Source organism: Vibrio sp. 10N.222.46.A1 (genome assembly GCF_041473595.1).
In the GTDB taxonomy this organism is placed as follows: domain Bacteria; phylum Pseudomonadota; class Gammaproteobacteria; order Enterobacterales; family Vibrionaceae; genus Vibrio; species Vibrio tasmaniensis_A.
The window spans coordinates 1-8904 of the sequence record NZ_JBFRSN010000584.1 but is presented as its reverse complement, the minus strand read 5'-3'; the positions used below and the strand labels follow the sequence as shown (position 1 = coordinate 8904).

6 protein-coding genes and 1 pseudogene are annotated in these 8904 nt (G+C 44.0%); 2 read left to right on the top strand and 5 right to left on the bottom strand.

Annotated features, from left to right (window positions below; genetic code table 11):
* Window positions 1–582: pseudogene (locus AB4496_RS16455) on the top strand (hypothetical protein); the annotation flags it as partial.
* 2 nt (window positions 583–584) lie between these two features.
* Window positions 585–2267 carry a BatD family protein gene (locus tag AB4496_RS16450; protein ID WP_009845817.1) on the top strand — a complete coding sequence of 561 codons (1683 nt, stop codon included), beginning with the start codon at window positions 585–587 and terminating at the stop codon, window positions 2265–2267.
* 135 nt (window positions 2268–2402) lie between these two features.
* Here AB4496_RS16450 and AB4496_RS16445 read toward each other — a convergent pair whose 3' ends face one another.
* The 5 genes from AB4496_RS16445 to AB4496_RS16425 all read right to left on the bottom strand — a co-directional run bounded on the left by AB4496_RS16445 (window position 2403) and on the right by AB4496_RS16425 (window position 8495).
* Window positions 2403–4547 (bottom strand): GGDEF domain-containing protein, encoded by a 2145-nt coding sequence (locus tag AB4496_RS16445; protein ID WP_009845818.1) that lies wholly within the window; start codon window positions 4545–4547, stop codon window positions 2403–2405.
* Between the two features lie 319 nt (window positions 4548–4866).
* The gene (pstB, locus tag AB4496_RS16440) at window positions 4867–5616 is read right to left on the bottom strand and encodes a phosphate ABC transporter ATP-binding protein PstB (protein ID WP_009845819.1); all 750 of its coding nucleotides are present in this window, start codon (window positions 5614–5616) and stop codon (window positions 4867–4869) included.
* A 75-nt stretch (window positions 5617–5691) separates the two neighbouring features.
* Window positions 5692–6555 carry a phosphate ABC transporter permease PstA gene (gene pstA / locus AB4496_RS16435; protein WP_012600195.1) on the bottom strand — a complete coding sequence of 288 codons (864 nt, stop codon included), beginning with the start codon at window positions 6553–6555 and terminating at the stop codon, window positions 5692–5694.
* Window positions 6556–6619: 64 nt separating this feature from the next.
* On the bottom strand, window positions 6620–7549 hold the full coding sequence (gene pstC / locus AB4496_RS16430; RefSeq protein WP_009845821.1) for a phosphate ABC transporter permease subunit PstC: 930 nt from the start codon (window positions 7547–7549) through the stop codon (window positions 6620–6622).
* A gap of 124 nt (window positions 7550–7673) precedes the next feature.
* Entirely contained in the window at window positions 7674–8495 is an 822-nt protein-coding gene (locus AB4496_RS16425) for a phosphate ABC transporter substrate-binding protein (RefSeq protein WP_009845822.1), read from the bottom strand.
* Window positions 8496–8904: the final 409 nt, after the last annotated feature.

The window sequence follows — 8904 nt, the reverse complement described above, 5'->3', positions numbered from 1 at the left end:
CAGCAACAGCAACAGCAAGACGATTCTAAGTCCAAAGACCAAAACGAACAAGACCAGCAAGGTCAGCAAGGTCAGCAAGGTCAGCAAGGTCAGCAAGGTCAGCAAGACGATTCTTCGCAAAGCTCGCAGGATCAACAACAAAGCTCAGCTGACAATGGGAAGTCGCAAAGTCAAAGTGGTAGCCAAGATCAAAGCAACAAACAAGATCAAAGTGAAAACCAAGATCAGAATACTGACCAAAGCCAAGCTGATGATAGCCGCTCTGATTCCAAGACGGATGAAGAAAGCGACAAGCAAGCTGTGCAACAAAACAAAGCGGATCAAGCAGATAAACACTCACAGGACAAAGGTGACTTAGCATCTCAAACTGCCCAAGCACAAGAGGCTGCTAAGGAAGACAGTGATAACAACACTCAACCAGCTGCAGCACAAGCATCAGGTCAACCTATGTCGAGCGATCCGGATATGCGAAAGCTTGAGCAAGTAGAAAGCGCCCGTGACCCGAGCCAACTGCTTAAAGCGCAAATGATTCTACAAGCACGCCAAAAAAGTACTCCTAACAACCAAAACAAAAAGTGGTAACCATGCGATCTTTAAACAAGCCATTTTTATCAATGCTACTGACACTGCTAATCGGTGTTTTCTCGTCACACTCTGTATTCGCAGCGACCGCTGTGGCGAGTGTTTCGCAAAACAGTGTTACCAAAGATGAAGTCTTCCTACTTAGAGTGGCGACCGATGAAAAAGTATCGTCCGGTGCTTTAGATCTAACCTTCCTTCAGAAGAATTTCTACGTCGGCACCCCAAGCTTTGGGTCATCAATGCGAATCATCAATGGTAGCCGCACTGTGTCTAGCGAGTGGAATATTACCCTTGCCCCACTTCGATTAGGCCGATTAGAGATTCCTAGCTTTGATATTGAAGGCGCTAAAACTAAGCCGATCACCATCAACGTTTCGGTTAATAAAGCAGCTCCAAAGCAGAGTGATATGGCCGAGTTTCAACTTAATCTGAGTAAAGACTCGCTATACCCTCAAGAGGTCGCGGAACTTGATGTAAAACTCATCATCAAAGCGGATCCAAGAAGATTACAAGATCCCCAAATCTCTCTACCAAACTCATCAAATTTGGACGTGGAACCCATCGGTGAGTCGAAACAGTTCCAAGATGTTATCAACGGACAAGAAGTCACCGTTGTTCAGCAATCTTTCCATATATCCTCACAACAAGCAGGACAATTTCAGCTTCAAGGGCCAAAGTTAACCGGTGCTGTTGTTTACTCAACCAACAACTCAAGCACAACGCGCCTTTTCCAACTCGACACGCCCGTTGAAACCTTAGATGTCACAGTGAATCCTGTACCAAAAGGCTATCAAGGTGAGTGGTTACCAACATCGAACTTCAAGTTGATTCAGAAATGGTCAGATAGCCAAGGCAACGAGCTGACAGGTAGCAATGCTTTAGGTGGCGACAAGCAGAATATTGAAATGGAAGCCGGTGATTCGTTAACTCGTACCATCACAATGACAGCCAGCAACTTGACCCAACACCAGTTACCAAAACTGAACATCACCTACCCTAAATCGGTGCGCGTGTATGAAGAGAAACCGCAATTTGGCACAACCCAGTCTGGTGATGCTGTGGTCGTTTATAAGCAAATATTGATTCCGAAAGAGGCCGGAAATATCTCGCTTCCTGATGTGTCTCAAGCTTGGTTCAACACCGATACGCAATCGGAACAAACCACTAAAGCGCTTGGCTTAAAATTGTCGGTACAAGCTAGTGAGCGAGCAACATCAAGTATGCCTCCTCCAGCGATTGAAGCACCGGCACAACAAGCCAGCCCGACGATTGTTACCGTTGAAAACCCAGGAATGTGGCCTTATCTAACAGCGCTGTTTGCAGCATTATGGTTAATCAGCTCGGCGTTTGCTTTCTACTTCTGGTCACGCCGCGCTACAGCAGTAAGATCAAAGCAAAAAGATGAACGTCAATCCGATACGGCAGAAGCGCTGATTGCAGCTCTGAAAATGAAAGACGGTGTGAAGACGAGAACCTTGTTCGAACAGTGGAAAACAGAAAACCCAGACTTGAGTGATGAGACGTTAGAAACAATCGAAGCTGAGCTCACCAAGCTAAATCAGAGCCTCTATGCTGAAGATGACTCACTAAGTCAGCCATGGGAGCCTACTGAGGCAATCAAAGCGGTTAAGAAACCAAAACGCATCTCGAACAAAGCACACAAGAGCACATTAGAAAGGCTTTAATTAACCGGTGTTCTAAGTAAGCAGAAAGCTAATTAGGCAGAAAATCTAAGTAAAAAAAAGAACGAAGCCGTGATGACCACATTGTGAACATCATGGCTTCAGTCGTTTTTGAGAACGGGAAAAACAGATACCGCACTAAGTCAGTGTAGCCGCAACCTTTCTTCGCTTTAGAGCGGAGACAATTCTATTTCGCCCTGAATCTTTCGCCTTATACAAAGCCTTATCTGCCTTGCCATACAACAAATCAAAATCGAACTGGCGCTGATCCGAAGTTATCGATGCATAACCCACAGACGCGGTTAAATATTGGCTAGTGCTACTTTTACAATGGAGAATTTTTGCATCTTCAATACTTTGTCGAATCGACTCTGCACGATGCTTTGTTGTTGTGTGATTGGTGCCGATCATCAACAACATAAACTCCTCACCGCCGATACGGCAGAAGGTTTCTTGATCACCGTAAACATGAGTGCTCAGTATCTTGCCAATGGCACGTAAAGCGACATCCCCCTCAGTATGGCCATAGACACTGTTGTACAAACCAAAATGGTCAAGATCGACAAGAATTAACCCAAAGGTGACCTCATTCTGCGTAGCAAATGCACCTTGTTCTTCACAATTCAGATCATCTAAAACTTGTGACAGCATACGGCGGTTACCAAGACGAGTCAGCGGGTCGAGTTTAGAAATCACATCGAGCTGTTCATTGGCATTTTCAAGCTCTTGAGTTCGCTTGCTAACCTCTTGTTCTAGGGTTTCATTGAGCTTTTTGATCTCCTCTTGCGCCATGGTTCTTTGCAATACTTCAGCAAGGCTAGAGGCGAAGATACGTATAACTTCACGCAGTTGTGAAGTTAAAGGGCTTCGTGTTAGCAAATTATCCGCAGCGATAAACGCAATCGGAACGCCTGTATTTGTGGTGAGCATTGTCATTGCCGTCCAGCCAACCCCGACAATATTGTAATCATGATAAATAGGGACCGATTCTTCAAAAGCGACTTGGTTAGGGTAAGTACGAGCTGCAGACACAATGTCACGCTCTACCAGCTCGGAGCGATAATAAGACTCATCGACAATATCGCCTTTTATATCGGTACCCCAAGTACCTTGCATGTAACTGCAATTTTTATCGGTAAGGAAAACGGCTAATCGATCAATGCCTAAATGCTGAATAGCAAAACTGACGGCAGACTTACATACAGCACTGACGCTATCGCAGCGAGACAACTCAACCATACTCGAATGCAGCATTCGGATGTTCAGTTCTTGGCGTTTACGAATGTATATCTGAGACAGCAGAGAGCCGAACGATTCAAGCATCTGCTTTTGGTAATTGGTAATTGGCGAGCGGTGAATGTAGTTGTCCATAGCAATCCAACCTACGGGTTTATCCCCTTCACGCAAGATAAGCATGCCATTCCACCCTTGCCCTACAACCTTACCTTCAGTGTAGAGTGGAGCATGTTCAATAACGACCAAGTTAGTGTGGTTGTCAGACAATGCCTCGATATATTCCGATTCAAGCTGATGCAGGTCATATTGAGTGTGATGTTCGCTGTTGGTTTTTCCTAGTTCATCGGTGCCGTAGGTGCCACTAAAGCAACGCTTTTTCATATCAAGCAACATAAATATGGCGCGATCAAAACCAAGTCTATCGCGTACCGCCTCTACCGATGCTTTGTAGAGTGCATCCAATGATTCAGGGTTCGAGAGCTCTAACGCCACCTGATGAACCAATTTCATATTCTCGACAAACAACTCTCGAAGCTTAATTTCATCAAGATATTGCGCTTCACGTGTATCCCTATGCTTAATCTCGATAGCTGCATTTTTTTCTGCGCGAATACACTGCCAGCGAGCCGCCGCTAATTGAAGGCCATCCAGCCCTTGGTCAAAGGTTTGATTAACTTTTTCTGCGATGCAATTTTGAATAATTAAATAAGTTCTACAGGCTGGGGCGTTGTCGAGCATCATGATGAACGACTCTCCACCAAGCGTTTTACTGTGATCCCACTTGCACGTATTGAGCGACATCGGTAACACACCGTCTGCAGTGTCGAACTGTGAAACCCATGGCCAAAATGTTGAAGGGTAATGATCAAGAGAGGTTAATTCACCGTAGGAAAACAACGGTAACGAGTCGCTTTCTGGTATTGGCTCTGAAAATATTCCGATCCCTTGGGGACCAAGCATTTTAATCAGGTAGTCAAACAGAGACTCAGCCAATAAACGGTGGTCACGCGTAGCAGATATCTGTTTTGCAAAGGCTTTAACATGCACGGCGTTGATCCATTGGCTAATAAGAATAACGCAAAAATACAGAAGCCTTGATATGCAATCAATGTAACTAAAAATGAGATGTTAAGTGGGTCGCAATTTGACCTTTTGCATTATCACAAGCATGAGAAGGACTACAAAAATGGGATTTCCTGCCCAAAATTTCGTCGACATGTGATGCTTTTTAACAGCATAAAAAAGCCCCACCTAAAGTGGGGCAAAACTTCCATCGCTTATAGTTATAGTGATAATTTTGTAAATCGAATCGATTATCTAACCTGCGTTTCAGTTAGTGGTATTGACCACGTTATCGATTAAGCAATTAACCAAAGTCACCGTTTACATAACCTTTAGTGCGATCATCTTTTGGTTCGCTGAAGATAACGCTGGTTTCGTTGTGCTCTACAAGCTCCCCCATTAGGAAGAAAGCCGTACGGTCGGAGATACGACGAGCTTGCTGCATTGAGTGCGTTACGATAACGATAGTGAAGTTTTTCTTCAGATCTTCCATCAACTCTTCTATTTTATGAGTCGCAATTGGATCAAGTGCTGAAGTAGGTTCATCCATCAAAATTACGTCAGGTTGCATTGCGATGGTGCGAGCAATACACAGGCGCTGCTGCTGACCACCAGACAAACCGAATGCGTGTGCTTTCAAACGATCTTTCACTTCATCCCAAAGCGCCGCGCCGCGAAGTGAACTTTCAACCACTTCATCAATGTGCTTTTTGTCTTTGATCCCTTGAGCACGTAGTCCGTATGCCACGTTTTCATAGATGCTCATTGGGAATGGGTTTGGCTTTTGAAAAACCATGCCGACTTTAATACGTAGATCAGCCACATCGATATTGCCGTAGATGTTATCGCCATCCATCTCAAGAAGGCCGGTGATTTTTACACCTTCAATAAGATCGTTCATTCGGTTCAAGCAACGTAATAGCGTTGATTTACCACAACCCGACGGGCCAATCAAAGCGGTCACTTGGCGCTCTGGCACGGGTAGGTTGATTGATTTAAGCGCTTGGTTTTCGCCGTAAAAAAGGTCTAGGTCTTTAATATTAAATTTGTTCATATTCGTAATCTCGTAATTCGTCAAAGTCTGTACTGTTTTTGTTTTAGGAGCTCATTTGGCTCTAGAAAACCCTGCTTAGTAAGTTGCAGTATTAAAACGTCTTGCGATCAACTTCGTGAGTGTGTTGATCAGCAGTACAAGAACAATCAGTACTGTTGCTGTGCCGTATGCTTGATTCCATTCTTCAATGGTAAATAGCTCAGTCGTTAACTTATATAAGTGAACGGTTAATGTACGGCCAGAATCCAATAGTGAATCTGGGATACGAGCAACCATACCTGCGGTCAAGAATACTGGCGCTGATTCACCAATAACACGACCAATACTCAGAATAACTGAAGTGATAATACCCGGCATTGCACTTGGTAGAATCAAACGCCAGATTGTGTAGATTTTAGAAGCACCTAAACCATACGATCCTTCGCGATAAGTTTGAGATACCGCCATCAATGCTTCTTCAGTAGTACGTATAATCACTGGAAGAATCAAGATACTCAGTGTCAACGCGCCCGATAGGATAGAGAAACCTAAACCTAAAATAGCCACGAAAAATGTCATACCAAACAAACCGAAGATGATTGACGGAATACCTGCTAATGACTCGGTACAAAATCGAATGATCTTAACTAAGCGACTGCCTACTTTTGCGTATTCAGTCAGGTAGATTGCCGTCATGATACCCAATGGCGCCGCAACCGCAATCGAAGCAATAACCATGTAGATGGTCGAGATGATCATCGGAAAAATGCCGTGCTCATCGCCCGTTCGCGTGTAGTCATCCGTGATGAAATTCCAATCAACGTGCTGTAAGCCGTTTGAGAGGATGTACCACATAATCCAGAACAAGAAGCCCACCGTTAACGCGGCAGCAGCCCATATAAAACCACTCAGAACGGCGTCTTTACGTGCGCGGGCTTTCTTTAACGCGATTTTATTCATCGTCTTACCTTGCGAATTCGTAGGGTTAGCTTGAGGTGCTACGTTATTTTCTAAAGACATTATGTTACCTCGCCTTCTCACGGTTCAAGTAAAGGAGAATTGCATTCAGAGACATGATGAAAACAAGGAGAACAACACCCGTCGCATAGAGCGCACTTGCGTGAATACCACTCGCGTAAGACATTTCAATCGCAATGTTCGCGGTTAGTGTACGCGCTGAATCTAGAATACCTTCAGGCATTGCTGGCGCATTACCCATCACCATAATGATTGCCATCGTTTCACCAAGAGCACGGCCAATACCCAAAATTACGCCCGTCATGATGCCTGAGCGAGCAGCCGGAACGAGCAACTTAAAGATGGTAAAGATCTTTGAAGCACCTAACGCTAAAGAGCCTTCTTTGTACGTTCTTGGTACAGCACGGATTGAGGTTTCAGAAACCGTAATTACCGTCGGAAGGATCATCACACCCAGAACAATAATACCCGCCAAAATCGTGTTACCTGCAGGCACTTGAAATACGTTTTGAATCAGGGGAACGATAATAACGAGTCCGAAGAAGCCGTAAACTACCGAAGGTATACCCGCTAGCAATTCGACAGCAGGACGAATGATGTCCGCCAGACGCTTTGGCGCGATTTCAGCAATAAAGATTGCCGTTAACACACCAATCGGCACACCGACCACTACTGCACCTAATGTCGATACGACAGATGCCACAATCATGGTAGCAACACCGTAAAGTGCTGGTGGTAGCCAGTTCTGTCCTAGCACGATGCCCGATAGGCCCGCTTCCTGGAACGCAGGGATACTTTCTCTAACGATGAAAAAAGCAATAACAGCAAGGGATACGATGCCGATGATTGCGCTAGTAAGAAATAAGCCGTGAAAAATACGCTCTTTCCAATCTACACGCTTCTTTTTACGTAAGCCGCGTTTCAGTTGAGTCGCTTCGCTATTCATAAGCTGTTCACTATTCGTTGCGATGGTCATAACAAGTCTCACATATCGAAATCCTTAACACGCTGTATAAGCGTACGGATTAACTCGAAGTGGGATAGAAAAGGCTCAGCCTGAAAAGGTAGGCTGAGCAATATTTAATTAATTGAGATATAGATTAGTTAACTGAGATGTAGCCTTTGTTCTCAACAAGAGATTGAGCTTCGTCAGTTAGCATCCAATCTAGGAACTTTTGAGTTTCAGAAGAAGGCTTACCTTCTTTGTAAAGTACTAGGAAAGGACGAGCTACTTTGTAAGAACCGTTCTTAACGTTGTCTACAGATGCTTCAGTACCGTCAATTGCAAGCGCGTTTACTGAGTTATCTACTGTACCTAAAGAGATATAGCCGATTGCGTAAGGGTTAGATGCAACCATTGTTTTTAGTGCACCGTTACCGTTAGCAACTTGAGCACGTTGAGAGATTGCTGATACTTTCGTGCCAGAAATCTTCATTTTAAGAGACATGATGTCTTCGAATGCACCGCGAGTACCAGATGCTGTATCACGAGTGATTGCTACGATTGGCTTGTCCGCACCACCAACGTCTTTCCAGTTTGTTACTTCACCTTTGTAGATAGCCGTTACTTGCTCAGCCGTTAGACCGTCAAGACCATTCTTAGGGTTAACCACGACTGCGATGCCGTCACGAGCAACCACTTCTTCAACTAGTGTTGTTTCTTTCTCGCTATCTTTAAGGTTACGAGAAGACATACCTAAATCTGCACTGCCGTTCTTCGCCGCTTTAACACCAGCAGACGAACCAGGGCCTTGTACTTCGATAAATACGTTTGAATTCGTTTTCATGTATGTTTCAGAGAAAACTTCCATCAGTGGCGTCACGCTGCTTGAACCAACTGCTGAAATAGTTTCTTTAGCTGAAGCTGGAGTCACTGTTAGTGCACCTAAAAGAGCGATTGCACCGATAACTGTCTTTTTCATCACAAATTTCCTTAAGTGGCGTTATTGCCGTTGTGTTTAACTTGAACGGTGCCCACTTTAGAATCTGAATGTGACAGTTGTGTTTCATTAAATTGAAGCCTATATGACAGCTGACATTTATTTTCGTCTTTTTTCGTGTCAAATAACCTTGAAGCAATAAGTTTAAATAACTCATAAACGTTAAACATTTATTTCAATCTATTTAACCCAAATCGTTCAACATTCCACCAACTCCGAATATTACCAATTACCGCACAGCCACCCGAAACGGGTAAACCATAGAGAAATAAAGAAAAACGCTCATTTTGCACAATAAATGACCGTAATTTATCAATTACCTATCGCATATATCTAAATCGAATGTATTACTGATTGAATTGTCATTCTCAGTAGTTAGAATCACGGGATA